Origin of the sequence: Pseudomonas sp. BJa5 (genome assembly GCF_030272875.2) — a bacterium.
Classification (GTDB): domain Bacteria; phylum Pseudomonadota; class Gammaproteobacteria; order Pseudomonadales; family Pseudomonadaceae; genus Aquipseudomonas.
Genome location: NZ_JALRNG020000206.1, coordinates 1 through 241 on the forward strand (window position 1 = coordinate 1; position 241 = coordinate 241).

The 241-nt window shown below is 65.1% G+C and carries 1 pseudogene; it reads right to left on the reverse strand.

Annotated features, from left to right (window positions below):
* A pseudogene (locus tag M2D63_RS26040) lies at positions 1 to 241 on the reverse strand (peptidase M23); the annotation flags it as partial.

A 241-nucleotide genomic window follows, 5' to 3' on the forward strand; every position in this document is an offset into this window, starting at 1 on the left:
GGTCCTGCTCGCGGGCCTGCAGCTTCTGGTCGCGGGCTTTGACGTCGTTGGTCAGTTTGGCCAGCACCTGCTGGCGCTCGGCGCGGACCTGTTCCAGCTCCTGTCGCTGGCTGTCGAGGGTGCCTTGCTGGGTCAGCAACTGGGCGTGTGTCAGGTTGATGTCCTGCTGGCCGCTGGCCAGCTGGCGCTGGGTTTCATTTAATTTGCGCAGCTGGGTCAGGCGCGCCTGGCTCAGGTAGTC